The sequence below is a fragment of the Luteimonas sp. KH_071 genome, from assembly GCF_057838005.1.
Genome location: NZ_CM174458.1, coordinates 3,465,057 through 3,491,330, shown reverse-complemented (window position 1 = coordinate 3,491,330; position 26,274 = coordinate 3,465,057). Strand labels below are relative to the sequence as shown.

The 26,274-nt window shown below is 68.2% G+C and carries 21 protein-coding genes; 15 read left to right on the top strand and 6 right to left on the bottom strand.

Annotated elements, in window-relative coordinates:
* The first annotated feature begins 8 nt into the window (after positions 1-8).
* Positions 9-584 carry a hypothetical protein gene (locus AC3IRM_RS16060; protein WP_489204087.1) on the top strand — a complete coding sequence of 192 codons (576 nt, stop codon included), beginning with the start codon at positions 9-11 and terminating at the stop codon, positions 582-584.
* A 269-nt stretch (positions 585-853) separates the two neighbouring features.
* On the opposite strand, the gene AC3IRM_RS16055 is transcribed toward AC3IRM_RS16060, so the two are convergent.
* Both AC3IRM_RS16055 and AC3IRM_RS16050 read right to left on the bottom strand, forming a co-directional pair.
* Positions 854-2,137 carry a heme biosynthesis HemY N-terminal domain-containing protein gene (locus AC3IRM_RS16055; protein WP_489204086.1) on the bottom strand — a complete coding sequence of 428 codons (1,284 nt, stop codon included), beginning with the start codon at positions 2,135-2,137 and terminating at the stop codon, positions 854-856.
* Between the two features lie 85 nt (positions 2,138-2,222).
* The gene (locus tag AC3IRM_RS16050) at positions 2,223-2,999 is read right to left on the bottom strand and encodes a uroporphyrinogen-III synthase (protein WP_489204085.1); all 777 of its coding nucleotides are present in this window, start codon (positions 2,997-2,999) and stop codon (positions 2,223-2,225) included.
* Between the two features lie 66 nt (positions 3,000-3,065).
* Here AC3IRM_RS16050 and AC3IRM_RS16045 point away from each other — a divergent pair, with 66 nt between their 5' ends.
* Both AC3IRM_RS16045 and AC3IRM_RS16040 read left to right on the top strand, forming a co-directional pair.
* Positions 3,066-3,536 carry a YiiD C-terminal domain-containing protein gene (locus AC3IRM_RS16045; RefSeq protein WP_489204084.1) on the top strand — a complete coding sequence of 157 codons (471 nt, stop codon included), beginning with the start codon at positions 3,066-3,068 and terminating at the stop codon, positions 3,534-3,536.
* A 135-nt stretch (positions 3,537-3,671) separates the two neighbouring features.
* On the top strand, positions 3,672-4,103 hold the full coding sequence (locus AC3IRM_RS16040) for a YkgJ family cysteine cluster protein (RefSeq protein ID WP_489204083.1): 432 nt from the start codon (positions 3,672-3,674) through the stop codon (positions 4,101-4,103).
* 136 nt (positions 4,104-4,239) lie between these two features.
* Here AC3IRM_RS16040 and AC3IRM_RS16035 read toward each other — a convergent pair whose 3' ends face one another.
* Positions 4,240-5,142 (bottom strand): alpha/beta fold hydrolase, encoded by a 903-nt coding sequence (locus AC3IRM_RS16035; protein ID WP_489204082.1) that lies wholly within the window; start codon positions 5,140-5,142, stop codon positions 4,240-4,242.
* A 159-nt stretch (positions 5,143-5,301) separates the two neighbouring features.
* On the opposite strand from AC3IRM_RS16035, the gene AC3IRM_RS16030 reads away from it, so the two are divergent.
* Together AC3IRM_RS16030 and AC3IRM_RS16025 are read left to right on the top strand one after the other, a co-directional pair.
* Entirely contained in the window at positions 5,302-5,889 is a 588-nt protein-coding gene (locus AC3IRM_RS16030) for a biliverdin-producing heme oxygenase (protein WP_489204081.1), read from the top strand.
* Complete coding sequence (locus tag AC3IRM_RS16025; RefSeq protein WP_489204080.1) at positions 5,886-7,610, top strand: GAF domain-containing protein; 1,725 nt, start codon at positions 5,886-5,888, stop codon at positions 7,608-7,610. The genes AC3IRM_RS16030 and AC3IRM_RS16025 overlap by 4 nt, the downstream gene beginning before the upstream one ends.
* 84 nt (positions 7,611-7,694) lie before the next feature.
* Here the strand turns inward: AC3IRM_RS16025 and AC3IRM_RS16020 are convergent, their stop codons facing one another.
* From AC3IRM_RS16020 to AC3IRM_RS16010, 3 genes are all read right to left on the bottom strand, one after another.
* Positions 7,695-7,838 (bottom strand): hypothetical protein, encoded by a 144-nt coding sequence (locus tag AC3IRM_RS16020; protein ID WP_489204079.1) that lies wholly within the window; start codon positions 7,836-7,838, stop codon positions 7,695-7,697.
* 53 nt (positions 7,839-7,891) lie between these two features.
* Complete coding sequence (locus tag AC3IRM_RS16015) at positions 7,892-8,908, bottom strand: 3-oxoacyl-ACP synthase III (protein ID WP_489204078.1); 1,017 nt, start codon at positions 8,906-8,908, stop codon at positions 7,892-7,894.
* 167 nt (positions 8,909-9,075) lie between these two features.
* Complete coding sequence (locus AC3IRM_RS16010) at positions 9,076-10,380, bottom strand: amidohydrolase (protein WP_489204077.1); 1,305 nt, start codon at positions 10,378-10,380, stop codon at positions 9,076-9,078.
* Between the two features lie 225 nt (positions 10,381-10,605).
* On the opposite strand from AC3IRM_RS16010, the gene AC3IRM_RS16005 reads away from it, so the two are divergent.
* From AC3IRM_RS16005 to AC3IRM_RS15960, 10 genes are all read left to right on the top strand, one after another.
* Positions 10,606-11,484 (top strand): HpcH/HpaI aldolase/citrate lyase family protein, encoded by an 879-nt coding sequence (locus AC3IRM_RS16005; RefSeq protein ID WP_489204076.1) that lies wholly within the window; start codon positions 10,606-10,608, stop codon positions 11,482-11,484.
* A gap of 56 nt (positions 11,485-11,540) precedes the next feature.
* Positions 11,541-13,952: a sodium:solute symporter gene (locus tag AC3IRM_RS16000; RefSeq protein ID WP_489204075.1), complete on the top strand. Its 2,412-nt coding sequence runs from the start codon at positions 11,541-11,543 to the stop codon at positions 13,950-13,952.
* A gap of 148 nt (positions 13,953-14,100) precedes the next feature.
* Positions 14,101-15,000 carry a LysR family transcriptional regulator gene (locus AC3IRM_RS15995; RefSeq protein ID WP_489204074.1) on the top strand — a complete coding sequence of 300 codons (900 nt, stop codon included), beginning with the start codon at positions 14,101-14,103 and terminating at the stop codon, positions 14,998-15,000.
* Between the two features lie 258 nt (positions 15,001-15,258).
* Positions 15,259-17,484 carry a TonB-dependent receptor gene (locus AC3IRM_RS15990; protein ID WP_489204073.1) on the top strand — a complete coding sequence of 742 codons (2,226 nt, stop codon included), beginning with the start codon at positions 15,259-15,261 and terminating at the stop codon, positions 17,482-17,484.
* 144 nt (positions 17,485-17,628) lie between these two features.
* Complete coding sequence (locus AC3IRM_RS15985) at positions 17,629-18,852, top strand: serine hydrolase domain-containing protein (protein WP_489204072.1); 1,224 nt, start codon at positions 17,629-17,631, stop codon at positions 18,850-18,852.
* Positions 18,849-19,793 carry a ribokinase gene (locus AC3IRM_RS15980; RefSeq protein ID WP_489204071.1) on the top strand — a complete coding sequence of 315 codons (945 nt, stop codon included), beginning with the start codon at positions 18,849-18,851 and terminating at the stop codon, positions 19,791-19,793. The genes AC3IRM_RS15985 and AC3IRM_RS15980 overlap by 4 nt, the downstream gene beginning before the upstream one ends.
* Positions 19,794-19,818: 25 nt before the next feature.
* Positions 19,819-22,041, top strand: a complete 2,223-nt coding sequence (locus AC3IRM_RS15975) for a formylglycine-generating enzyme family protein (RefSeq protein WP_489204070.1) — start codon at positions 19,819-19,821, stop codon at positions 22,039-22,041.
* A complete protein-coding gene (locus tag AC3IRM_RS15970) occupies positions 22,038-23,948 on the top strand; it encodes a glycoside hydrolase family 127 protein (protein WP_489204069.1) in 1,911 nt (636 codons plus the stop codon). The genes AC3IRM_RS15975 and AC3IRM_RS15970 overlap by 4 nt, the downstream gene beginning before the upstream one ends.
* Positions 23,949-24,074: 126 nt before the next feature.
* Positions 24,075-25,265 (top strand): CaiB/BaiF CoA transferase family protein, encoded by a 1,191-nt coding sequence (locus tag AC3IRM_RS15965; RefSeq protein ID WP_489204068.1) that lies wholly within the window; start codon positions 24,075-24,077, stop codon positions 25,263-25,265.
* A gap of 33 nt (positions 25,266-25,298) precedes the next feature.
* On the top strand, positions 25,299-26,273 hold the full coding sequence (locus AC3IRM_RS15960; protein ID WP_489204067.1) for a transaldolase: 975 nt from the start codon (positions 25,299-25,301) through the stop codon (positions 26,271-26,273).
* Position 26,274 lies beyond the last annotated feature (1 nt).

Here is a 26,274-nt window from a genome sequence, read left to right as displayed (position 1 = left end):
GCGTCGTCATGTCCGTGTTCCGCACCCCGGGCCGTCTCGGCCTGCTCGCTGTCGCCGTGTGCGCATTCGCCGCGTGCGGCAAAGAAGACGCGGAGGCTACACCGCCGCCCACCGCGTCCGGTCCGCAGCTGGTCTCGGCACCGCCGCCCCGCGATGCCCTGCCCGATTGCCCGCGCCTGGCGGCGGCACTTGGCGGCATGGTCGACGGACTCGATGTCGTCGACGGGGCCGGCACCCGGCAGGACAGCCCCGAGAGCTACGGCATCAGCTGCGCCTGGCGTTCGCAGGCGGACGGCGCGACGGTCGGCGCGATCGTCATCGTCGACAACGCACCGCTGACCGCACACGACATGCAGCGCGCCGGCATGTATGTCGAGGATCCGCGCGTGAGCGCGCTGGGTGGATTCATCGCGATTCCGGATGCGCTGCTCGACGGCAACGCGCCGCTCGGACCGGTCGGTCCGCAAGTGATCGTCGGACCGGTCACGGTCACGCTGGCCAGCAACGGACGTGGACGCGCGGCGGAGATCACCTTGGATCAGGCGGTCGATGGCGCGGTGGCGGTGCATCGGTCGATGCGTTGAGCCCTGGCGGCGTTCCCCGGAACGCTTCCAGCGTCGCGGGCGACGTCAATGTTCAATGACTGCTCGCCGACGTTCTGTCAGCGCACCGCTTTGACTGGAATCGTTCCGGGCAGTTGAGAAGGCGCGTCAGAGTCAGCTGCTGACGATCTCGCCCTCACCCGACGCGCTTCGCGCGCCGACCCCGGATCGGGTCCGGGGCAGGCGCTCTCCTGGAGGGCGAGGTGTCAGGCGCGCTCGTTCCTGCAGCGATTGCCGGAAAACTTCCTGAATCAGAACCGGTCCGTCGAACGCGGCGGTGCATCGCCGTGCACATACGGCAGGCCCTGCGCGTCGCGCGTCTCGGGTTCGATCAGATCGACGCGCGGCGCCATCGGCGGCGGTGCAAGTGCAATCACCGGTTCGTTGCGCGCAGCGCGCAATGCGTTGGCATAGCACAGCCGTGCATTGCGATCGTCGCCGTCGGCGGCATAGCCGTCGCCCATCTGCACCCAGGCGTCACTGCCTGCGCCCTGGTCGATCGCGCGCTGCAGGTAGTCGCGGGCATTCGGCCAGTCGCGCTGCATGTGGTGCAGGCGGGCGAGGCCGAGCATCACGCCCGGGCTCGACGGATGTGCGTTGAGCCAGCGCTCCATGCGTGACTGGCGGTGCGCAGGGTCGCCGACTTCCAGTGATGCATAGCGCGCGGCGACGCGCTCGTCCCAGTGCGCATCGAGCGAGGTTTCCAGACTCTTGAGCGCGGCATCGTGCCAGCCCAGCGCGACCGCGCGGTCGGCGTAAGCCAGCACCACCGGCGTTTCGGTACGGATGTGCTTGGGCAGCGCTTCCCAGCGCTCGGCGAGCACGTTGGCATCGGCCGCTTCGTGCAGCGAAGCGGCGGCCCAGCGGATCTCGCGCAACTCGAGCTGCGCTTCGGGCAGGGCGTTCTGGCGGCGCAGTGCACCGAGCAGGCCGTAGGCCTCGGCGGCGTGACCCGTCATCGCCCACGCATCGGCGCGCAGCGCCAGACCACGCGGTGGCAGCGGCTGCGCGGCGGGCGTGTCGAGTGCGGTCAATGCGTCGATCGGGCGCTCGTCGAGCAGTGCGAGTTCCGCCAGCGCGATCGCACGCGTGGCCGGATGGCGGTCACCGAACCTGTCGAGATGCGCACGGGCGCCGGCGCCGTCGCCACGCCCGATCGCCGCCTGGGTCGCGGCAATGCGCGCGGCGGGTTCGTAGTGCGGGTTCTCGTCGGCGGACTGCGCCAGCAGCTTCTCGGCGCGGCTGTAATGGCCCTGATGCAGGGCATCGAGGCCCTCGCCAATGCGGCTCTGCGCCTTGGTCTCGCGGTAGCGGCCCCAGCTGCGAAACGGCAGCAGGATCAGCGTGATCACCAGCCAGACCACGACCATCGCGCCGAGCAGCATCGCGATCGCGTTGATGACCGTCGTCGTGTAATCCACGCCGCCACGTCGAACCAGCACATAGCCGGGATCCCCCGACATGAACAGTTGTGCGGCCAGCGCACCGAGGAGGGCGATGACGGTCCAGACCAGCAGGGCACGGAGCAGGGACATGGCGAATTTCCGGATGGCGCGGGGGACAGGGCGCTACGGTGCCAGAGGCTGTCGTGACGGTCCCGTCGCGGGTCCGTCCATCCATTCAGCTGGCCGAACCGTCCGGCAGGGCGGCCGCCAGCAGTGACGCGGGACGCGCATCCTTGGCCTGCTCGATCCGCGTGAAGCCGGCCCCCCGCGCGAGTTCGGCGATTCGCGCGCTCGCGGCCAGCACTCGCGCCTCGCGCAGGCGGGCCTCCGCTTGCGGGGGCAGCGATGCCAGGGTGCGCTGCAGAGCCTCGCCGCTGCTTACCGGCAGCAGCCAGGGCGCCGGCAACGCCATCAAACCTGCGATGCGCGATGGCGAGGGCGGCGTCGGCACGCGCGCATACACATCGCTGCGGCGCAGATCCGCGCCCGCGCTGCGCAGCGTCTGGGCGATTACCCCGCGCCCGCCCGGCGCAGTGACCAGACCGACGCTGCGTCCTTGCAGTGCCGCCAGCTCAGGCAGCGCCAGCAGCCCCTCGCTGTCCATGCGCATGGGTGCACGAACGCCGACGATGCCGGCACGTTCGAGCGCGGCTGCAGTGCCCGCACCGACCGCGAGCCATGACTGCGCGTCTCGCGCAGCCAGAGGCTGCAGCGCAGAGGCGGCCGTGACCGCGGGCGGGCTGGTGAAAATCACGATATCGGCTGCGAGCGCGTGCCGCAGCGTCGCGCGGGTGGCTGTGTCGTCGCGATGCACGATGCGCCACGGCGACAGCGCGAATGTCCGCGCGCCCAGGCGTGCAGCTTCGCGGCGCAGGCCTGAATGTGCACCGGCCGGCCGTAGCGAGATGACGTAGTATCCCGCCAGATGCGGGAAAGCCGGCGCGGCATGCATGCGCCAAGCTTGGTGGCTGCGGTGTTGCGGCGCAAGCCGGACGACCGCACCCCCACAGGATTCCGCATGACGCTCGATGATTCGCTCCGCGCCCTCGAGGCTTATTACGGGTCGATGCCGCCCGTCGCAGCAATGGACGTGTCCGTCGCCGGTTACGACGGCGATTCCCTGCGCCTGCACGCGCCGCTGTCCTCGCACGTCAACGACAAGGGCTCCGCATTCGGCGGCAGTCTGGTCTCGGTAATGACGCTCGCGGCCTGGGGTCTGGTGACCCTGCGCGTGGAACAGGCCGGTCTCGATGCCGAGGTCTACGTGGCCGATTCCACGGTCCGCTATCGCGCGCCGCTGCTTGGCGATCTCGAAGCCGAAGCCACGCTCGACGAGGCCGGCGACTGGTCGACGTTCGCGCGCACGCTGCGTGATCGGGGACGCGCACGTGTCGCGCTCACCGCGCGCATCGCATTGCCCGATGGCGGCACCGCCACCGAAATGCAGGCGCGTTACGTGGCGATCCGGCGGCCGACTGCCGACATCTGATCCCGCGCCGGTGCGGCACGCGTGTCGTGACGCCACCGGATTGCTGAAGACGCACGCCGTGGCACTTGCGTGCGGCACGGTTGACGAGAAGACTCCGCGCTCCTTGTCTGTATCCGCGATCCCCGGGGTCGTCCCATGCGCCATCCGTGTATGAGTTGTGGGGCCTGCTGCAGCCAGTACCGGGTCTCCATGCACTGGATGGACACCGATGCGTCCGGTGGGATCGTGCCGCATGCGCTCACCGAGACGTGCGGTCCGCATCAGGTCGTGATGCGCGGCACCTGGCAATCGAAGCCGCGCTGCGTGGCGCTCGATGCCGAGATCGGCATTTTTTCGCGCTGCACGATCCATGCGGTCCGGCCGCAGGCCTGTCGCGATGTGCAGGCGTCGTGGGAATCCGGCGAGGCCAGTCCGCAGTGTGATCGCGCGCGCGTCGCACACGGCTTGCCGGTGCTGAGTGCGGTGGACTGGCGGCCTGCGATCGACGTGGTGCTGGTCGATGCGATCGCGCCGACGGCATCATCGGGTGGCACGCCAGCTGCACATACGGACGTTCCCGTCGTCTGATTCGCGCATCGGCGCTGCGCGCTCCAGGCGTGCGTTCTTGCAGAAGCGATGGATTCCGCTGCCCGCGCCCCATCCCGCGGACACGCGCGTGGCATCTGCATAGTCTGCAGGCGCACACCGCGAGACCCGCTGGGTCTCAGATCGGATTCGCGTCCAGGAACGTGCGGATCGCGGGCACCAGCACCGCGTGCTTGTCTTCGAGCACGTAATGGCCCGCATCCTCGAACGCCATGACTTCGGCCTGCGGCAATGCCGCGCGGAAGCCGGCGAGGAAGTGGTGGTCGAACACGAAGTCCTTGAGGCCCCAGCCGATGAAGGCGGGCCGGTCCGCGTACCCGGGCAGGCGCTCGCCGGCCGCTTCGAGCAACGGCCACGCGCGGTCCTTCGGGCCGAGCGGGATGTCCTGCATGAAACGCACGGTGCTGATGCGGTTGGCCCAGGTGTCGTAGGGCGCGACATAGGCGCGGCGCACGTCGGCCGGCATGCGCGTCTCGACGCCTTGCCACGAGGCACCTGCAGAGAACGCATTGAAGCCGCGAATGATCCACTCGCCCACCGTGTAGTCGCGGCCGAGCGCGATCTGCCACGGCATCGGCTTGTTGCTCGGCAACGGAAATGCAGCGGTGTTGGTGATCACCAGTCGCTTGACTTGCGGCATATGTTCGAGCGCCCAGCCGAAGCCGATCATGCCGCCCCAGTCGTGCACCGCCAGCGTCACCGGGCCATCGATTCCCAGGTGCGCGAGCAGCGCGCCGATGTCCTCCACGCGCGACGACAGGGTGTAGTCGTAGCGCGGTGACGCGTTGGGCGCATCGTCGGGCTTGTCGGAGAAGCCCATGCCGATGTGGTCGGGCACGATGCAGCGGTAACGGTCGCGCAGGCCCAGAACCAGATGTCGCCAGTAATAGCTCCACGACGGATTGCCGTGCAGCATCAGCACGATCTCACCTTCGCGCGGACCCTCGTCGAGATAATGCATCCGCACGCCAGGCCGCGCTTCGAAATGATGGCCGCTGAATGGGTAGTCAGGAAACTGCACGACGGTACGTACCGGTGGTTGCGATGAATGCGTCGCATTGTAAGCGGCGTACCGGCAGCCGCCAGAAAACGTGAAACGTCGCCTTCACAGTGCTGAAGCGAAACGGCTTATGTGCGGCGAAAGACGGTCGCCAAAAATCCATCGGCGTATGCTGGAAATATGAATACGCAACTACGCAGTCGCGCTCCGGACCCGCAGGATCTGCGTCACGTCCTGCGTGCGGAAACCGCGGATCTGCATGCACGCGTCGATGGCTGTTTCCCCGATGGACTCGGCTCACCGCTCGCCTATGGGCGTTATCTGGTCGGCATGCACCGCTTCGCCGCCGATTTCGAAACCGTGATCGGCGCGGTGCCGCGTGCCTCTTACTGGCTCGCCTGCGATCTGCACGATCTGGCGCTGGCGCCGCTGCCGCCCACGGGTGTGCGCGGGTTCGCCATCGAGCCCGACGAACGCCTGGGCTGGGAATACGTGATGGCCGGCAGCAGCGTGGGCGCGCGTCACCTGGTGCGCGGCGTGCACGCACTCGGTCATCACGAACACGCGGGCGCGCGGTTTCTCGCCAGGCATGCCGGTGGCGACACCTGGCGCAATGTGCTCGATCGCCTGACCGCGCGTTCGACGCATGTCGAACTGCCGCGCGCACATTTGGTGCAGGGCGCCCGTGATGCGTTCCTGCTGGTCCAGTCGTGTTTCCAGCGGAGCTTCGATGCGTTGCCCGCCCCCCGAAAGGAGCCTGTTGCATGAATCCAGCGCTTGAACGCGCACTGCAGGACTGCGCCAACGAACCGATCCACCTGTCGGGCGCGATCCAGCCCCACGGCTACCTCATCAGCTGCCAGCTGCCCGACTGGACCATCCGCCACGTCTCGGCCAACGTCGAAACGCTGACCGGCTCACCGCCGGAGGACATGCTGCGGCATTCGCTGCGCGAGTTCCTGACCGACGATCTGATCCAGTCGATCGCCGAGACGATCGGCTTCGGCGAGCCTGGTGCACCGCCGCAGCGCGCCGCGGTGGGCAACATCGGGCCGATGGCCAACCTGTGCGATCTCAGCGTGCATGTGGCTGACGGGCTGGTGCACATCGAAGTCGAGCCACAGCCGCGCAGTGCTGGCGAACGCTCGCCCACCGTGGTCGCGCAGACGATGATCGCGCGGGTCGCCGGCAGCGACGATATCGACGACTTCAACCAGCGCGTCGCCGAGCAGGTCCGTCTGCTGACCGGCTATGACCGCGTGATGGTCTACCGCTTCCGCCACGACGACTCCGGCGAAGTGGTGGCCGAGTCCCGCGACGCGGCGTTGCCGGCGTACCTGGGCCTGCGCTATCCCCAGTCCGACATCCCGGTGCAGGCGCGCATGCTCTACCTGCGCAACCGCATCCGCGTGATTCCGGATGCGACCTATGTGCCGGTGCCGATCCTGCCGGATCGCGACAGTCACGGCGGACCGCTCGACCTCGCCCAGATGGCGCTGCGCAGCGTATCGCCGGTGCACCTGGAATACCTCGCCAACATGGGCGTGGTGGCGTCGATGTCGATTTCGATCGTGTCGGGCGGACGTCTGTGGGGCCTGATCGCCTGTCATCACCGCACGCCCCGGCGGGTGCCGCCAGGTGTGCGCGCAGCTGCCGACATGTTCGGTCTGTTCGTGTCGATGCGCATCGCATCGCGCGAGCAGCAGGACGCCGTGCTGCTCGAAGATCGTGCGCGCAGCGCCCGCGACACCCTCGCACTGCGTTTGGACAATGCCGCCGATCCGCGGTTTGCGCTGCAGGGCGAGCTGGATCTGCTCAACCGCGCGGTCGAGAGTGACGGTGTCGGCCTCGTGCAGGCGGGGCACTGGTACAGCGCCGGCCGCGCCCCGGACCAGACGCGTCTGCCGGTGCTGCTCGACTGGCTGCGCCGTGCCAGTACCGGCACTGGCGCTGTCAGCACCCAGCGGGCCGCCGACTGGAATCCCAGCAGTCCGGACGATGCCGACGGTATCGCCGGGGTGCTCGCGCTGCCGCTGGATCTGGCGCGTGACGAGTGGCTGTTCTTCTTCCGCTGCGAGCAGGTCGAGGAAGTGCGCTGGGCCGGACGTCCGGACGAGCCGTTCCTCATCGACCACGACGGCAGCAAGATCGGCCCGCGCGCGAGCTTCTCCGCCTGGCACGAAACCGTCCGCGGCAGCGCGGCGCCGTGGAGCGATGCCGACCACCGCGTCGCCGGTCGCCTGCACGTAATGCTGCGCGAGCGCTATCGGCGCGGTGCGCTGCATGCCGAGCTCGGCGACATGCGGGCCCGGCGCGTGCGTCTGGATGTCCGCGAGCAGAAGACGCGCCTGTTGCAGCTCTCGGAACTGCTCGAGGGCCTGGTGCACGTCAGCCCGCAGGAGGCGACGCAGCTGTCGGAGCGGATCAACAAGCTGGAGCGCGATCTGCAGTCGATGATCGGCACGGTGAACGTGGCGAACGCGGACTAGTCGCTGCTTCGCCTGGTTTCCGGATACGAGAAAAGCGCCTTCGGGCGCTTTTCTCGTGAATGCCTGACGCTTCAGCCAGATCATTCATGCCGACAGGATCGACATGAGCTCGGCCGCGCGTCGAAACAACAGAACAAAATCGACATGAAAGGTGTTGAGAAGCTTTTGCGTCCATTCCGGATGCGGCAACACCGTCCAGGATTTCACACGCCGCTGTCCATCAGCCATGAAAAAGGCCGGACAAGCCGGCCTGGTTCAAGGGTCACGGGGCAGTCGCGGTTCTACCACTCCACCTCGGCCATCGTGCAGTTCAGGCCCGAGCCGATGCCCAGCAGCGCGATGCGGTCGCCCTTCTTCAGGCGGCCCAGTTCCTTGAGCTTGCTCAGCACGATCGGCACCGAGGCCGGGCCGATGTTGCCGTGCTCGCCGAAGATGGTGTGGACCTTGGCCGGATCGATGCCGAAGGACTGGATGAAGGCGCCGGTGTGCACCTTGCTCACCTGGTGGATCACGAACTGGTCCAGCTCGTCGACCACCCAGCCCATCGCCTCGCGCGCGGCGACGAAGGTCTTCTGCGCGAGCTTCATGCCTTCCATCAGCAGCATGCGGGTGTCGGTGACCATACGGTCGAGGTTGCCGCGGCACAGGGTGTTCCACTCGGTCGCCGAGCGCGTCACGCCGCCCTTGTAGCGCGGGGCGTCGGGCAGCAGGTCGGCGCGTGCGAGCACCATCGCCGCCGAGCCGCAGCCCAGGGTCAGCGTGGCCAGCTCATTGCGGAAATCGTCTTCGGTCGTCTCCGGGCGCAGCAGACGTTCGATGGTCTTTTCGTAGGCGAGGTTCGCGGTCTCGCCGTCGACGATCAGCGCGTAGTCGATCTCGCCCAGCTCGATCATGCGGCTGGCGACATCCATGCCGTTGACGAACGCGAGGCAGGCATTCGCCAGATCGTAGTTCTGGCAGGTGTCCGGAATCCCGAGGTTGCCGCCGACGATGCTGGCGGTGGACGGCTCGAGGTAATCGCGGCTCACCGAGGTATTCACCAGCAGGCCCAGCTTCCCGACGTCGATGCCGGCATCGTCCAGCGCCTTGCGGCCGGCCATCGTCGCGGCGTCAGAGGCCTGGACCTCGTCGTCCCACAGGCGACGGGCATGGATGCCTGCGATGTCCTTGAGCACGTCGGTCTTGATGCCGAGGCGGTCGATGGTCGGCTTCAGCCTTGCATTGATGTCGTCGCTGGTCACACGGTTCGGCGCATCGACATGGGCGAGGCCGGCGATGGCGACGTTCTTGAAGAGCATGGGCTGGCCGCCGGGTCTGGCAAAGGAGCCGCATAGGGTAACCGCTTCGGCGGGGTGACGCATGACGGGGGGATCACGCAAAACCCGGCGCAGGACGCGTCGCGAGGGGTTTCCCGCCGGTTCCACGCCCTTTGCGGCGCCTGCATGGAACCTGATCGGGCGCCTGCTCAGCCTTCCGGTGCAGCGCCCAGCAGGTCCAGCGTGGTCTGCAGCATCGCGCGCACGCCGACGGCCAGCGCGGCCTCGTCGGGCGCGTACTGCGGCGAGTGGTTGATCGGCATCGTCGCCGGATCCCGGCCCGCGGGCGTGGTGCCGACGAAGAAATACGCGCCGGGCACGACATTGGCGAACTGCGAGAAATCCTCGGCCACGGTCACCAGCGGCATCTCGACAACGTTGCCCGCGCCCACGGCGGCCTGCAGCGACGGCAGCACGCGGCGCGCGAGCTCGGGATCGTTGACCGTGGCCGGCGCGTTGTTGACGACATCGAGCTGCGCGGTCGCGCCGGCGGCGTGTGCGTAGTCGGTGGCGATGCGGTCGAAGCGCGTGATGACGTCCTCGCGCACGGTCTCGTCATAGGTGCGCAGGGTGCCGACCAGGCGCGCATCGTCGGGAATGATGTTGAAGCGCACGCCACTCTGGAACTGGCCGGCGGTCAGCACCACCGGTGCGTTCACCGTGTTGATCTGCCGCGCGAGCATGCTCTGCGTCGCCAGCAGCACCTGCGCGCCGACGGTGATCGGATCGACGCCATCCCAGGGCCGGGACCCATGCGTCTGCTTGCCGGTGATCGTCAGCGACCACTCGTCCGCGCTCGCCAGCGACGGCCCGCTGCGGAAGCCGATCTGTCCGGTCTGCAGGCCCGCCCAGACATGCAGGCCGACAATCGCGTCCGGTTTCGCCTCGTCGAATACGCCTTCGTCGAGCATGCGCCTCGCGCCGAACACCTCGCCCGGCTCCGGCGGGCCTTCCTCGGCCGGCTGGAAAATGAAGACCACTTCGCCGGCAAGCTGCTCGCGCATGCCGGCCAGCGCTTCGGCCACGCCCATCAGGATCGCGACATGCATGTCGTGGCCGCAGGCGTGCATCACGCCGACTTCCTGCCCGCGATAGGTCGCACGCGCGGTCGAGGCGAAGGGCAGGCCGGTCTGTTCGGTGACGGGCAGCGCGTCCATGTCGGCGCGCAGCGCGATGCGCGGCCCTGGCCTGCCGCCCTTGAGCACGGCGACGACGCCGGTCGGGCCGATGCCGGTGCGCGGTTCGAGACCGAGGCTGCGCAGGTGGGTCGCCACCACCTCGGCGGTGCGCGTCTCCTGGTTGCCGAGTTCGGGGTGCTGGTGCAGATCGCGTCGCCAGTCGACGAGCTTCTGCGTCAGTGCAGTGGACACCTCTGGTGCCGCAAAGGCCGGCAGCGCGGCACAGGCAAGGGCGGTCGCCAGAAGCGTGGCAACAGGCAGACGGGGCGCGCGCATCGGCAATGTCTCGGTACAGGGAGACGATCATGCTAGCGCCGTGGGCAAGCAGGGCGCCGCTCCAGCCGCGCCAGGCGCGGACTGTGCAGGGTTCGCTTGCTTAGGTGCGGTTCGCCCACGCAAGGCCGGCCGACACCGCAGGAAAACTATCGTCTGAAACCCGCAGCGGCGACTTTTTCCGCGGTGTCCTTCGCGCACACTGCTTTTCGCAACTCGGGAGGGCCGATGCGCAGCAAACTGTTCGTGCCGGGCGTGCGCCCGGACCTGTTCGGCAAGGCCTGGAACGGTCAGGCCGACGCGGTCTCGTTCGATCTCGAGGACGCCGTCGCCGACGCGCGCAAGGCGGAAGCGCGCGCCAACGTCGCCGCATTCCTGCAGGCGCAGATGCGCGGCGCGGGCGCGCCGTTGGCGATCGTGCGTACCAATGCGCCGGACTCGCCCGAATACGACGGCGACCTCGCCGCCGTACTGCCGGCCGCGCCCGATCTGCTCAATCTGCCCAAGACCAACAGCGCCGACGACGTGCGCGCTGCGGTCGCGCGGATCGAAGCGCAGGAAGCCGCACTCGGCCTCGCGCCGTCGGCCGGTCTGCTGCTCAACATCGAAACCCCGCGCGCGCTGCGCAACGCAGCGGCGATCGCCAGCGCACATCCGCGCGTGGCCGGTCTGCAGCTGGGGCTCGGCGACCTGTTCGAACCCGCGGGTATCCACCGCGTGGCGGCGCACGTGCAGGTGGTGATGCTGCAGGTCGCGCTGGCTGCCGCCGAAGCCGGTGTCTTTGCCTGCGATGGGGCCTGGGGGGATCTCGGCGACGATGTCGGCTTCGAGCGCGAGGCGCAGCTTGCTCGTCAGTTGGGCTTCGTCGGAAAGAGCTGCATCCATCCACGCCAGGTGCCGCTGGCGCATGCGGTCTTTGCGGTCGATGCCGATGAGCTCGCCCGCGCGCATCGCATCGTCGAAGGCGCCGCCGAAGCACGCCGCGAGGGACGCGCGGTCTGCGTCGTCGACGGTCGCATGATCGATGCGCCCTACCTGCAACGTGCCGAACGCGTGCTGGCGCAGGCCGGTCGCGATGCGCGCGGCGGCGGCGCTTCACCGCCATGAGTGTTCGCGCCCTGACCGCCCGCTGCGAGCGCGCGCCCGACATCGGAATCACGCGTATGCCGAATCCGTTACTGCGTCGTCTGCTGCAGACCGCGACGCTGCTGTGCCTGTCGCTGCTCGCGCCACTGGCCGCCCAGGCCGACGGCCTGACCAGTGTCGATGCCCATGCGCTGCCCGCGTTGCCGGAGGCCGCGAACGTGCAGGCACTGCTGGTGCTCGACGACCAGCCCCTGGTGCTCGCCGCGGATCGCGCCTGGGTCCTGGCGCGGGACGGCAGCGCGTGGCGCACGGTGGCGATGCCCGACGCACTTGTTGGAACGCCGATCATGTCGAGCGCCGTCGGCGCTGGCCGTGCATTCCTGATGGTCGGCGCCGACGGACGTCTCGCGCGGCCCGTCGCATTGGCATGGCGTGGCGACGCGCTGGTCGCGCAGCCGCTGGCCGCATTGCCCGAACCCCTGCAGCAGCCGCAGGCTGTGCTGCTGGGCGATACGCTCTACGTGGCCGGGCTCGCCGCCGACGGCAGCGCGCGACTCGTGACGCTCGCCCTGACGGCGTCGTCGACTCCCGCGACCTGGCGCACGATGGACGTGTGGCCGGGTGGCGCCGCGCCAGTCACGCTGGCCGCACAACGCGCGGGCCTGTACCTGACCAGCGCCGACGGTCGTATGCATCGTTGGGTCGCCGACGGCGGCTGGAGCGATCGCGGTCAGCTACCCGGCGCAGTGCAGGCAGGTGTCGCCAGGTCCATTGGCCAGGCGCACATCCTGTATCTCGTGCGCGGCACGCCGGGCGCTGCGGCGGACCTGCGGCTGTTCCACACCATCACCGACGCGTGGGCATCGCTGCCGACAACGCTCGCGGGGAATCCGCGCCTGGCCTCCGGTTGGCGCAACGGCCTCGTGTGGGCTGATGGCGACGGCGCGCAGATGCGTCTGCACAGCGAAACCCTGCGCTCAGGACGGCATCTGTTGCACTGGATCGACTGGCTGGTCATTGCCGTCTATCTGGTCGCGATGCTCGGCATCGGCGGTTACTTCTATCTGCGCGAGCAGAACGGATCGGAAGCCGAGTTCTTCATGGGCGGCCGCAGCATTCCGTTCTGGGCCGCCGGCGTCAGCTTGTATGCGACCAACACCAGCTCGATCAGCTTCATCGCGATTCCCGCCAAGGCCTACGAGACGAACTGGCAATACATGACCAACAACCTGGTCGCGGTGCTGGGCCTGATGTTCGTCGCGGTGTGGATCGTGCCGCTGTTGCGCCGACTCGATCTGATGTCGGTGTTCTCGTATCTGGAAACACGCTTCCACCCTGCGATCCGCATGCTCGCCAGCGCACTCGCGATCCTGATGCAGATCGGCAGCCGCCTCAGCGTGATCCTGTTCCTGCCCGCGCTGGCAATCGCGACGATCACCGGCATCGACGTGACCTGGAGCATTCTCATCATGGGCGTGTTCACCATCATCTACACGGTGATGGGCGGCATGCGCGCCGTGGTCTGGACCGACTTCGTGCAGGTCTTCGTGAAGATGGGCGGCGCGATCTTCGCGATCATCTTCATCGTGCATTCGCTGGGCAGCGATTTCGACGCGGTCCGCGAGGCCGTGGTGCTGGAAGACAAGACCAGGCTGCTCGATTTCAGTTTCGACCTGACCAAGGCCACGGTCTGGGGCTTCATCTTCCTGGTGGTGTTCGACGTGGTGCTGACCTTTCCCAAGGACCAGGTGCTGATGCAGCGCACGCTGTCGACCAAATCGGACAAGGAGGCCGGCCGATCGATCTGGGTGTTCGCCGCGATCATGATTCCCGGCGGCTTCGTGTTCTATTCCATCGGCACAGCGCTCTGGATGTACTACCGGCAGAATCCGGAGCGCCTCGACCCGCTGCTGCCGATCGATGCGACGTTCCCGCTCTTCATCGCGGCCGAGCTGCCGGTCGGCGTGACCGGCCTGATCATCGCCGGCATCTTCGCCGCGGCGATGTCGACCCTGTCGAGCATCATCAACAGCTGCGCCACGCTGCTGTCGGTGGATTTCTACGATCGCCTGGCCAGGGCGCCGACCGAGCGCGGCAGCGTGCGCTTCGCCGAGTGGATGACGGTCGTGGTCGGCGTGATCGGCATCGGCCTGGCGCTGCTGCTGTCGCGCTTCGACATCCACTCGCTGTTCGACGTCTCGATCGAACTGGCCGGGCTGCTGGGCGGCGGCTTCGCCGGCGCGTACACGCTGGGCATGTTCACCCGGCGCGCGAACTCGCAGGGCGTGGCGATCGGCGTGGCATCGGCGATCGTGCTGACCACGCTGGCGTGGTCGTTCAAGCTGGTGCATCCGTACTTCTACCTCGGCATCTCGATCATGTTGTGCATCGTGATCGGTTACCTCGCCAGCCTGCTGTTCCCCGCGCCCTCACGCTCGCTCGAAGGCCTGACGATCCACGACCGCAAGCCGGCGCTCGACACCGCCTGATCGCCGGACCCCTGCCGTCCGGCAGGGGCGCCGCGTCGCGGGCCGGGCTACTGTCGCGCCACGCCCGGTCCACGGCCGTCTGTCGACGGCCCCGCGCGCAGCGCCAGGTCACGCGAAGGAGCGCGTGCCGTCCGCACGGAGACGAATCTTGGACACCCAGTTCCTCTACACCTTCGTCAACGTCGTCGACCGCGGGTCGATGGCCGCCGCGGCCCGTTTCCTCAACATCACGCCGGCCGCGGTTGCGCAACAGATCCGGACCTTGGAACGCGAACTGGGCGTCAGCCTGATCGCACGCGCCGGGCGCACGGTCTGCGTGACCGAGGAGGGCGCGCGCATCCTGCAACGCACGCGTGACCTGCTGCGTGACGTATCCGATCTGCGGAGCGTCGCGAATGATCGCGCGGTCGCAGGCGAGCTGCGGCTCGGCGCATGTCCGACTGCGCTCGCCGGGATGCTGCCCGACGTGCTCGCGCGCATGGTCACCACGCTGCCGCAGATCAACGTCTTCATCAAACCCGGCTATTCGGCCGAGCTCTACACCGAAGTGGAGCAGGGCAATCTCGATGCGGCGATCGTGCTGCAGGCGCCGTTCGCACTGCCCAAGACCTGCAACTGGGAAGTGCTGCGCGAGGAGCCGCTGGTGGTGCTGGCGCCGCAGCACATGGCGCATCGCGACCCCCACGAGCTGCTGTCCAGCGAACCGCTGATCCGTTACGACCGCCACCAGTGGGGCGGCCGTCAGGCTGACGACTACCTGCGCCGCGTCGGCATCACGCCGCGCGAGCGCTTCGAACTCAATGCGCTCAATGCGATCGCCGTGATGGTCGATCGGGGACTCGGCGTATCGCTGGTGCCCGACTGGGCGCAGCCTTGGCCGGCGGGCGTGCGGCTCGCGCGGATCCCCTTGCCGGAACACGCCGAGCCACGTCGCATCGGCATCGTCTGGTCGAATGCCAGCGTGCGCAGTCGCCTGGTGGCGGCGCTGCGCGAGGAGTGCCGTGCAACCGCGCGTCGCCATGTCGACGAAGCCGCGTTGCGCGAGTGATCGATGCTGCATAGCAGCAAACATTTTGTGCGATCGCAGGCAATAAAAACTGTCGTTTGAACATAGGCGCAGGCGGTTCATCCGCGCCGTGTGCGCACCTAACCTTCGCCGCAACGTACCGGAAACGCGCGTGGGGAGGCGTCGTTCCATGCGAACCCGTTCCGCCGCACGCACGCGCCATCGCAGCGCCACGTACACCGGCCGTCCGCACCCCGTCATCGGGGGCCCATGCATTGCCCAGCCTGAAGAGAACACACCATGATCAAGCCGCTTTCCGCTGCGATCGGTTGCATCCTGCTGGCCGCCGCCGGCGCCGGACACGCGCAGCAGGCCGACAGCGACACCGACGACAGTGCCCGTCGTGATGCCAAGACGCTCGACCGCATGGTTGTGACCGGCACGCGCATGGCGACGTCGATCGACAAGATTCCCGGTGCCATCAGTCTCGTGTCGCAGGAGCAGGTTGCGCACACACTAGCGTTGACCGAAGACGCGACCGCCGTGCTGGCACGCACCGTGCCTGGCTACGCCGAATCCTCGCAGGCGATGAGCAACACCGGTGAGACATTGCGCGGTCGCATCGCACTGCGCCTGTTCGACGGCATCCCGCAGGGCTCGCCGCTGCGCGAGGGCGGACGCAACGGCACGTTCACGGACATGGGTCTGGTCGGCCGCATCGAGGTCATCAATGGACCGTCGGCATCGGAAGGCATCGGCGCCGCGGGCGGCATCATCAACTACATCTCCAAGGTGCCGACGGTCGAAGGCCACGAGACCCAGCTGACCACGCGTTACTCCACGCAGTTCGGTACCGACAGCAGGGGCTGGAAGGTCGGCGTCAACCATGCCTACAAGGGCGATGCCTTCGACATGCTGGCCAGCGCGTCGTACATCGATCGCGGTATTTCCTATGACGGCAACGGCCGCCGCATCGGCATGAACACCAGCGGCTCGGTGTCGGATTCCGAAGCGCGCAACCTGTACTTCAAGGGCGGCTGGAACTTCGGCGAAGGCCTCGAACAGCGTCTGCAGTTCAGCTACAGCGACTTCAAGATCGAAGGCAAGGCGAACTACATCCAGGTCGAAGGCTGCCGCCCGGATCCCGTCGAGTGTCCGGAGCCGACCACCAATACCTCGGAGCGCGGTTCGATCGCCGGCGCACTGGCCGAGATCAACGATTTCCGCCAGGCCGCCGTGAACTATAGCCATGGCGATCTGTTCGGCGGCACGTTCAACGCCGACATCTACTGGGCCGACCAGGCGATGCGCTACCTGCCCGAGGACGGCGACGACCGTCAGCTGGTCAAGGTGGACGACAACTTCAACGAAGCAGACCGCATCTACGACCAGTCCGAGATCGTGTCGAAGAAGCGCGGCCTGCGCACCTCGTGGACACGCGGCGACCTGCTCTCGGTCGAAGGCCTGCAGTTGCGCACGGGCGTGGATCTGGTCGAGGACGAAGCCGCGCAGCGGCTCGCGATCACCAACCGCCTGTGGGTGCCGCCGATGCAGTATTCGAGCCTCGCGCCGTATGCCCAGCTGAGCTGGGATGTCGGTCCGGTGACGGTCAGCGGCGGTGTGCGTCACGAGGACGGCAAGCTCGACGTCGACAGCTACACCACCACGCCGTTCCGCAACAGCGTGTTCGTGCAGGGCGGCGGCCTCGAGTACTCCGAGACGATGAAGAACATCGGTGCGATCTGGCGCATCACCGATGAATTCTCGACGTTCGTCAGCTACGGAGAGGGCTTCGGTCTGGCGAACATCGGCATTCCGCTGCGCAACATCAGCGTGCCGAACCAGTCGGTCGACCGCATCGCCGATCTCGATCCGATCATCGTCACCAACCGCGAAGTGGGCTTCAACTGGGCGGGTGCCGATGCGTCCTTCGGTGCGTCCTACTACGACTCGCGCTCGCCGTTCGGCACCTCGCTGTCGATCGATCCGGTCACCAACGACTTCGTGCTGGCGCGTGCGCCGGTGCGCATCAAGGGCCTCGAGGCTAACGGCGAATTCCGCTTCAACGACCAGTGGAAGGTGTCGGGCATCTACTCGCGGATCCGCGGCAAGACCGCGTTCTGGTCGTCGGCGCCCAATGGCGACTACGACGCGGGTGAACTGACGAAGCCGCTCGGCGTGCTCGACGTCAATCCGGACAAGATCGCCGTGTCGGTCACCTGGAACTTCATCCCGACGGCCGACATCACGCTGGGTGCGACCACACTGCTCGATCGCGACCTGTCCGGCAGCGATGTGCGCACGTTCGACAACCGCAGCTTCAGTTACGTCGAGAACACCGAAGGCTATACGCTGTTCGATCTGGGCGTGAATGTCGACACCGGCCGCTACGGCAAGCTGACGGTCGGTATCGAGAATCTGCTCGACAAGCAGTACATCCTCAGCTGGTCGCAGGTGCCGGGCTTCCAGAACTACTGGGCCGGCCGCGGGCGGATGGTGTCGCTGACGCACACGATCACGTTCTGATCCATGCGATCGGCTGAGATGGCCCCGCATCGTGCGGGGCCTGCGTGCGGGATGCGGGAGATGCAGGTGCATGCAGCAGACAGGACGCGACCGTGTCGCGCGAACGGTGACGGACAGCGGCTGCGTGTGCGCCTGCCGGTGATCATGCTGCTTGCCTGTGCGTGGCTGGCGCCGGCGATGTCGACGCATGCCGTCGAGCCGGCCGCGACGGGTACGCCTGCAGCGCGCTGGCAGGCACTCGATGTCTTCATCGACGACGCCGTCGGTACCGGCGGCTACACCGGCATCGTGGCGACCGTGTGGCAGGACCGCCAGCCGCTGCATGTACACACGGCAGGCACACGCGATCTCGCCGGCACCGCTCCGATGACCGACGACGCGATCTTCCGCGTCTACTCGATGACCAAACCGATCGTCTCGGTCGCCGTGCTGATGCTGGTCGAGCGCGGACGCGTCGGGCTCGACGACGACATCGCGATGCATCTGCCGGCATTCGGGCGGCTGCGCGTGCTCGGCGAGACTGGCGAGCTGCGCGCACCGACGCGTGCGCTGACGATCCGCCATCTGCTCACCCATACCTCCGGCATCGCCAACAGCGAGGGCGCGGCATTGCGTCTGCGCGAAGCGGCGGGTCTGGATGATGCCCGGGATCTGGAGGTGTACGTGCAGCGCCTCGCCGCCGTGCCGCTGCAGCACGATCCGGCTACCGCATTCGCCTACGACGGCGCCGCGACGAACGTCCTGTCGCGGCTGGTCGAGGTGGCCGCCGGGGAACCGCTGGAAGCGTTCCTGCGTAGGCAGCTGTTCGTGCCGCTGGGCATGCCCGATACCGGATTCTCGGTGCCCGCGGACCAGCGCGCCCGCGTGGTCGACATCACCACGACCGGTGACGACGGCCACCTGCGGATCGCCGACGGGCCGAGTGCGACGACGCCCGGCGCGGCGCTCAATCCCTACACCAGCGGCGCGGGCGGGCTGTACTCGACCGCGGCGGACTATCTGCGTTTTGCGCGCATGCTGCTCGGGCGCGGCATGCTCGACGGCACGCGGTATCTGCGCGAGGACACCGTCGCGATGATGCTGCGCAACCAGCTCGGCTTTCTGGACGCGCCGCATACGAGCTTCAGTCCATTCGAGGGCTTCGGCTTCGGCGTCTCGGTGCAGCTCGATCCTGCCGCGCGCGGGCGTCTGGGCGCGGCGGGGCAGGCCGGCTGGTCGGGCGCGGCGTCGACGACCTTCATGATCGATCCGACGCGCGACCTCGTCGCGATCCTGCTCGCACAGCATCTGCCGCGCGACGTGCCCGGCGATCCGCCGCGGCTGGCGACGCCGTTCTACAACCTCGTCCAGCAGGGCGCTGCACCATGAGCGCAGGCTGTGTCCTCGTCGCCGGCTCGGCGAATCTCGATTTCGTCGTGCGCGCCGCGCATATCCCCGCACCCGGCGAAACCGTGCTCGGTCGCGGGTTCCAGACCTTCCCCGGCGGCAAGGGCGCCAACCAGGCGGTCGCGGCTGCGCGTGCGGGCGGTGCGGACACGCGGATGCTGCTCGCCCTCGGCGATGACGCACACGCAGCACCGGTCGAAGCCTCGCTGCGCGAGGCAGGTGTCGCACTCGACATCCGCCGGCAGGCCACGCACGCGACCGGTGTTGCCTTCATCTGTCTGTCCGATGGCGCGGAGAACGCGATCACCGTCGCGCCGGGCGCCAACGCGGCACTGGTCGCGGACGATCTGCCCGATCTCGGCGGTGTCGACACCTTGCTGATGCAGCTGGAAACCCCGATCGAAGCGGTCACCGCCTGGGCCACCCGTGCGCGGGACGCCGGCGTGCGCGTGGTGCTCAACGCCGCGCCCGCGCGCGCGTTGCCCGATGCGCTGCTGCGTCAGGTCGATGTGCTGATCGTCAACGAGGGCGAGCTGGCGATGATCGCCCACGAGGCCGACGATCTGATCAGCGCCCTGAAACGCGTGCCGGTGCCGGCCGTCGTCGTCACCCTCGGCGCAGCCGGCTGCATCGCCCGCGAGGGCACGGCTCTGCATCTGCAGCCCGCATTCCCGGTCGCAGCGGTGGACACCACCGCTGCGGGCGATACCTTCTGTGGCGTGCTCGTGGCGGCGCTCGCCCGCGGCGAGGCGCTGGTGGCCGGTCTGCGTGCAGCCTCGGCCGCCTCGGCGCTCGCCTGCACCGCGCTCGGTGCGCAGTCGAGCGTGCCTGCACGCGCCGATGTCGACGCGCTGCTGCGTGGCGATGCCGACAGCGCAGGCCTCGATGCACTCGCCGCGCGGTGTGCGTCGTCGGCCGCCTGATCCGTTCCTCTTCGAGATCTCCCCCATGAGTCCGTCCCCCTACCGCACGCTCGACGAGGACCAGCCCGATGACGGCAGGCCCGTCGACGCCGATTACGGCCCCGCGCCGCGCCGCACCGAATACAAGTTTTCGCACGTCACCACCGGGCGCTATCTGCCCACGCCAGGCAAGGCGCCCGGCTGGCCGTTCGCCGACATCGGCGACTGGATGATCGATGCCAACGACAGCGCACAGGACTGGCTGGCCGAGCTGCGCGACTGGCGTCGCGAGCATCTGGTGCGCATCGGCTACGACGACGCGAACTACCGGCATCCCGACCTGCAGTGGGCGCAGCGCAATTTCGTGCACGCGCAGATGATGGTCGAGGATCGCTACTTCTTCGATCCCGACACCGGCACCTATACCGTCGACCGCTATCTCGACGATCTGGTCACGCGCTTCGGCGGCATCGACTCGGTGCTGATCTGGTACGTGTATCCGAACATCGGCGTCGACGATCGCAACCAGTTCGATCTCGCCCACGACATGCCCGGCGGTCTCGATGGACTGCGCGAAGCCGTGCAGGCTTTCCAGGCGCGCGGCGTGCGTGTGTTCCTGCCGGCCAAGCCTTGGGATCACGGTACGCGCGACCCGGGTGTCAGCCACTGGGAAGGCCTCGCCGAAATCGTCGCAGCGGTCGGCGCGGACGGGATCAACGGCGACACCTTCAACGGCGTGCCGCGCGCGTTCTTCGATGCCTGCCAGCGTCTGGGACGCACCGTGGTGCTGCAGCCCGAGTCGACGATCAGCTCGGAAGAGCAGTTGATCTGGAATGTGCAGAGCTGGGGCAAGAAGGCGCCCGATGGACCGGTGCCGCCGGTGTCGAAGTGGAAGTGGCTCGAGCCGCGGCACATGGTGAACTACGAGAACCGCTGGGGCCGCGACCGCACCCACGATCTGCAGTACTGCTTCTTCAACGGCATCGGCTACAACGCCTGGGAAAACATCTGGGGCATCTGGAACCAGTTCACCCCGCGCGATGCCGAAGTGCTGCGCCGCATCGCCATGATCTATCGCGCCTGCCCCGATCTCGTCGTGTCGATGGACTGGGCGCCGTACCAGACCAGCCTGCAGCGCGGCGTTTTCATCAGCTGCTTCCCCGGTGCCGGCCGCACGCTGTGGACGCTGGTCAATCGCAATGCGTACGCCGTCGATGGCGAGCAGCTCGCGCAGCCGCATGTGGACGGTACGCACTATTACGACGTCTGGAATGGCCGTGCGTTGTCGCCGCGCATCGTCGATGGCCAGGCACTGTTCGAGCTTGCGCTGGAAGCGCGCGGGTTCGGTGCGGTGCTCGCGGTCGATGCCGGCGCGACGGTCGATGGTCTCGACGGCTTTCTCGCAACGATTGCCGCGCAGGCGGTGAAGCCGCTTGGCGCGCACTCGGCGAGCTGGCGCGCACTGCCGCAGACGCTGGTCGACGTGGCACCGACGCCGCCGCAGGCCGATGCCCCCGAAGGCATGGTCACCGTGCCGGCCGGCAGCTTCCTGTTCCAGGTCGGCGGTATCGAGATCGAAGGCTTCAACTGGTCCGGCGTCGACGTGCAGTACCCGTGGGAAGACAGCCCGCGTCGCCATCACCGGCGGCGCATGGATCTGGCGGCGTTCCACATCGATCGTCATCCGGTCACCAACGCGCAGTTCAAGCGGTTCATCGATGCGAGCGGCTATGCACCGCGCGACGCGCACAACTTCCTGCGGCACTGGGCGAACGGCGCACCACGCGCCGGCTGGGACCGCAAGCCGGTGACCTGGGCGTCGCTGGAAGACGCCCGCGCCTACGCCGCGTGGGCCGGCAAGCGCCTGCCGCGCGAATGGGAATGGCAGCTCGCCGCGCAGGGTCACGACGGCCGCCGCTATCCCTGGGGCGACGACTGGCACGACAGCTGTGCGCCGCGGATCAACCGCGGACGCCGCCTGCAGCCGCCGGCCGATGTCGACGCACATCCGCAGGGCGCATCGCCCTTCGGCGTCGAAGATCTGATCGGCAACGTCTGGCAGTGGACCGACGAATTCGCCGACGACCACACGCGCGCCGCGATCCTGCGCGGCGGCAGCAGCTACCAGCCGCAGACCTCGCACTGGTACTTCCCGCAGGCCTATCGCCTCGACCAGCACGGCAAGTACCTGCTCATGGCGCCGTGCAAGGACCGCTCGGGCACGATCGGTTTCCGGTGCGTGGTGGATGCCGGCGGGGACGCGCGATGAGTGATCAGACGCCGACGTATCCAGGCGATGTGCAGCGCGCACCCGCGCCCTCGCAGGTGCGGCTTCGAGGTCTGCTGGGCGATGCGCTCGATGCCAACCGTCGCGGACGACTGTCGACCTTCGTCACCGGTCCTGACAGTCCGGCCATCGCGATCTTCGATCCCACGCATCGCGCGCACAACGACGAAGGCGACTGGTACGGCGAACACGCCGGCAAGTGGCTCTCGGCGGCGGCGAAGGCGGCGGCGCGCAGTGGCGACCCGGCGCTGGAAGCACATCTGCGCGCGGTGGTGTCGTACCTCAATGCCGTGCAGGACGCCGACGGCTATCTCGGGACCTATGCGCCGGACCGGCGGTTCATGGTGCCGCAGCCGCCGAAGCCCGAAAGCTGGAACGGCGAGCCGGCGCTGCGGACCTGGGACGTCTGGACGCACAGCTATCTGCTGCTCGGCCTGCTGGACGTGCATCGCGCGTTTCCTGACTCCGGCGCGCTCGATGCGGCGCGGCGGATCGGTGGGCTGTGCTGGCGTACGTTCTGCGTCGACGGCATCGACATCACCAGTGTCGGCAACCACCACGGCATGTCGGCGACGGTGCTGCTCGATCCGGTGATGGACCTGTACGCGCTGACGGGTGATGCGGATCTGCTCGCGTTGGCGCATCGCATCGTCGAACAGATGGACGCCAATCCGCGTCTCGCGCTGATCGAACGCGCGCTCGACGGCGCCGATCCGTCGGAGATCGCGACCGGCAAGGCTTACCAGCTGTGCTGGAACCTCGTCGGCCTGGCGAAGCTCGCGCGCGTCAGTGGCGATCCGCGCCATCGCGCGGTGCTCGACGCGCAGTGGCAGGCGATCGCCGACCATCACCTGAGTCTCGGCGGCGGACCTTTCGGCGGCATCGGACACCGGTCGCGCGAAGTGTTCAATCCGGCGTTCGTGTTCGACCCGCAGGCGTACGTGGAAACCTGCTCGATCCTCGCGTGGCTGCAACTCAACCGCGAACTGCTGGCGATCACCGGTGACGCGCGTCACGCCGAGGCGATCGAACGCACCGCCTACAACGATCTGCTCGGCGCGCAAGCGCCCAACGGCGAGGACTGGTGCTACTACTCCTACGACAACGGCCAGCGCATCCACACGAACTACTGGCGCTGCTGCAAATCCAGCGGCGCGATGGCGATCGAGGAGCTGCAGGGCGTGGCCTACGCCGAGCGCGACGACGGCCCGGTGGTGAACCTGCTCGGCCCGGGCGAGGCGACGTTCGACCGCATTGATGCCGGTCGCGTGCGCATCGTGCAGGACACGCGCTATCCATTTGATGGCGCCGTGCAATTCACGCTGGATGTGGAGCGCGAAGCACACCTTGCGCTGCGCATCCGGATTCCGGCTTGGGCGCAGGGCGCCTCACTGTCGATCAATGGCACGCCGCTCGACGTGGCGCTCGTGGCAGGTGAGTACGCCAGCCTCGCGCGCACCTGGCGCAACGGCGACGTGGTGATGCTGGATCTGCCGATGCCGCCGCGTGTGCACCGCCGCAGCTACCGCAACGTCCAGATCTCGCGCGCGCCCGACGGCAGCCCGGTGCGCCAGCAGGTGCTGCATTACGCCTGGATCGCGTTCGGGCGTGGCCCGCTGGCGTATGCGACCGGACTGGTCGACGGCTACAAGACGTCGGAGATCGTGCGTTTGCCCGGCGACGATGCGCAGATCCGTCTGGAGACGCTGCCGCCGCAGGGCGATGACCCGGCCGTTGGCCTGCGCCTGCATCTTGACGATCGTGCGCCGATCGATTTCGCGCCGTACTACGGCCTCGGCGCGCGTGCCGACCGCATCTGGCGGCTGACCTGGCTGGGTCTGGCGCCGACCGGTGACGGCGCGGACAGCGGAGATTGCGGAGCGCTTTGAGATGATGGCCGTGCGCAAGCAAGTTTCTGTGGCGCGAGAACATAGACAGGACGGATGGGTTGCGGTGCCGGGCTTGCGCAGACTGCGCGCGGGCACCGCCGCAGCCACGAAAGGATGTCGGACGACATGACGGGTTCCATTTTCGACAGTGGTCGCAGCGGGCCGCCGGGTCCGCTGAGCGGCGTGCGCGTGCTCGATCTCAGCGCGTACATCGCCGGCCCCTACGGCTGCGCGCTGCTCGCCGATCAAGGCGCCGACGTGATCAAGGTCGAGCCGCCTGACGGCGACAACCTGCGCAACTATCCGTCCACGCTCGCCGACGAAAGCCGCGCCTTCATCGGCGTGAACCGCAGCAAGCGCGGTGTCACCCTAAACCTGAAGAACGACGACGACCGGGCCGTGCTGTATCGCTTGGTGCGCGAGGCCGACGTACTGGTGCACAACTTCCGCCCCGGCGTGCCGGAGCGGCTGGCGATCGATTTCCCCACGTTGTCGGCACTGAATCCGCGGCTGATCTACTGCGCGGTTACCGGCTATGGCGAGACCGGTCCGCTGAAGGACAAGGCCGGCTACGACCAGGTGCTGCAGACCATGACGGGCATGTGCACCTTGCAGGGCAAACGCGGTGGCGCGCCGGAAATCATCTACGGCTCGGTGGTCGACTACTACGCGGCCGCATTGCTCGCCGCCGGCGTCTCCTCGGCGCTGTTCGAGCGCGAGCGCAGCGGCGAAGGCCAGTTCGTCGGCGTGTCGCTGCTGCGCAGCGCGCTGACCATGCAGTCCGCGCGCATGGTCTGGGCCGAGGGCGAGGCGCTCGACATCGGCCGCGACATGCGCTCGGGCGGCGTCACCGGCCTGCATCCCACGCGCGAGGGCTGGCTGTATGTCTCGGCGAACACGCCGCGCTTCTGGCAGGCGCTCTGCGCGCTGACCGGCCTCGACGCGCTGGCCGCCGATCCGCGCTACGACAGCGTGCGCAAGCGCGCCGTGCATGCCGACGAGATCCTGCCGCAGCTGCATGCGGCGCTGGCCACGCGCGACGCGCTGGACTGGGAAGCGCGTTTCGGTGACGCGGTGCCCTGCGCGGCCGCGCGCGCGGTCGAGGACATGTTCGAACACCCGCAGGTGCTGGCCGAGGAGATCGTCGCGACCATCGATCACCCGCGCCTGGGCAGCTATCGCGGCGTCTCGCGGCCGATCCGCTTCGGCCGTACGCCGGGGCCGGCGCCGTTCGCCGCGCCGGGGCTCGGCGAGCACTCCGATACCGTCAGGGTGGCCCTCGACGACGCCGGGCGCGACAATGACGGGCCCGCCTGAAGCGCGGCACGTGTCCCGAACCCTGAGGTGTCCATGTCCGCTGCATCATCCGCGTCCAAACTCGAGCAGCTGCGCGCGCTCTCCGTGGTCGTCGCCGATACCGGTGACGCCGAGGCCATCGCGCGCCTGAAGCCGGTCGACTGCACGACCAACCCGACGCTGGTGCGCAAGGCGCTGGATCTGCCGATCTATGCCGATCTGGTCGATCGCGAGCTCGAGCGTGCCCGGGATCTGGACGGCGACATCGACACCCGTGCACGCCATGTCGTCGATCGCCTGACGGTCGGGGTCGGCCGCAAGCTCGCCGGCCTGGTGCCGGGCCGCGTGTCGACCGAGGTCGACGCCGACCTGTCGTTCGATACCGAGGCCACGATCGCCAAGGCGCGCCAGTTCATCGAGATGTACCAGGACGCCGGCGTGTCGCGCGAGCGCGTGCTGATCAAGATCGCGGCGACCTGGGAAGGCATCCGCGCGGCATGCGAACTGCAGCGCGAGGACATCGACTGCAACCTGACGCTGATCTTCAACCGCACCCAGGCGATCGCCTGCGCCGAAGCCGGCGTGTTCCTGATCTCGCCGTTCGTCGGGCGCATCCTCGACTGGCACGTCGCGCGCGGCGACACGCCGGCGACCATCGACGACGATCCGGGCGTGCGCTTCGTGCGTGACGTCTATGCCGAGTTCAAGCGTCGCGGTTCGCCGACCGTGGTCATGGGCGCCTCGTTCCGTTCGACCGAACAGATTGAAGCCCTGGCCGGTTGCGACCGTCTGACGATCTCGCCGGACCTGCTGGACAAGCTCGCTGCCGAGCATGGCGAGCTGCCGCGCAAGCTGCATGCAGGCGCCCACGCGGGCGAGATCGCGCCGCCGGTCGATGCTGCGCGCTACGCCGCCGATCTCGCCGCCGATCCGATGGCGACCGACAAGTTGCGTGACGGCATCGCCGCGTTCGCCAAGGATCTGGACGCACTGCGGGCGACCATCGCCCAGCGGCTGCAGGCCCGCTGAC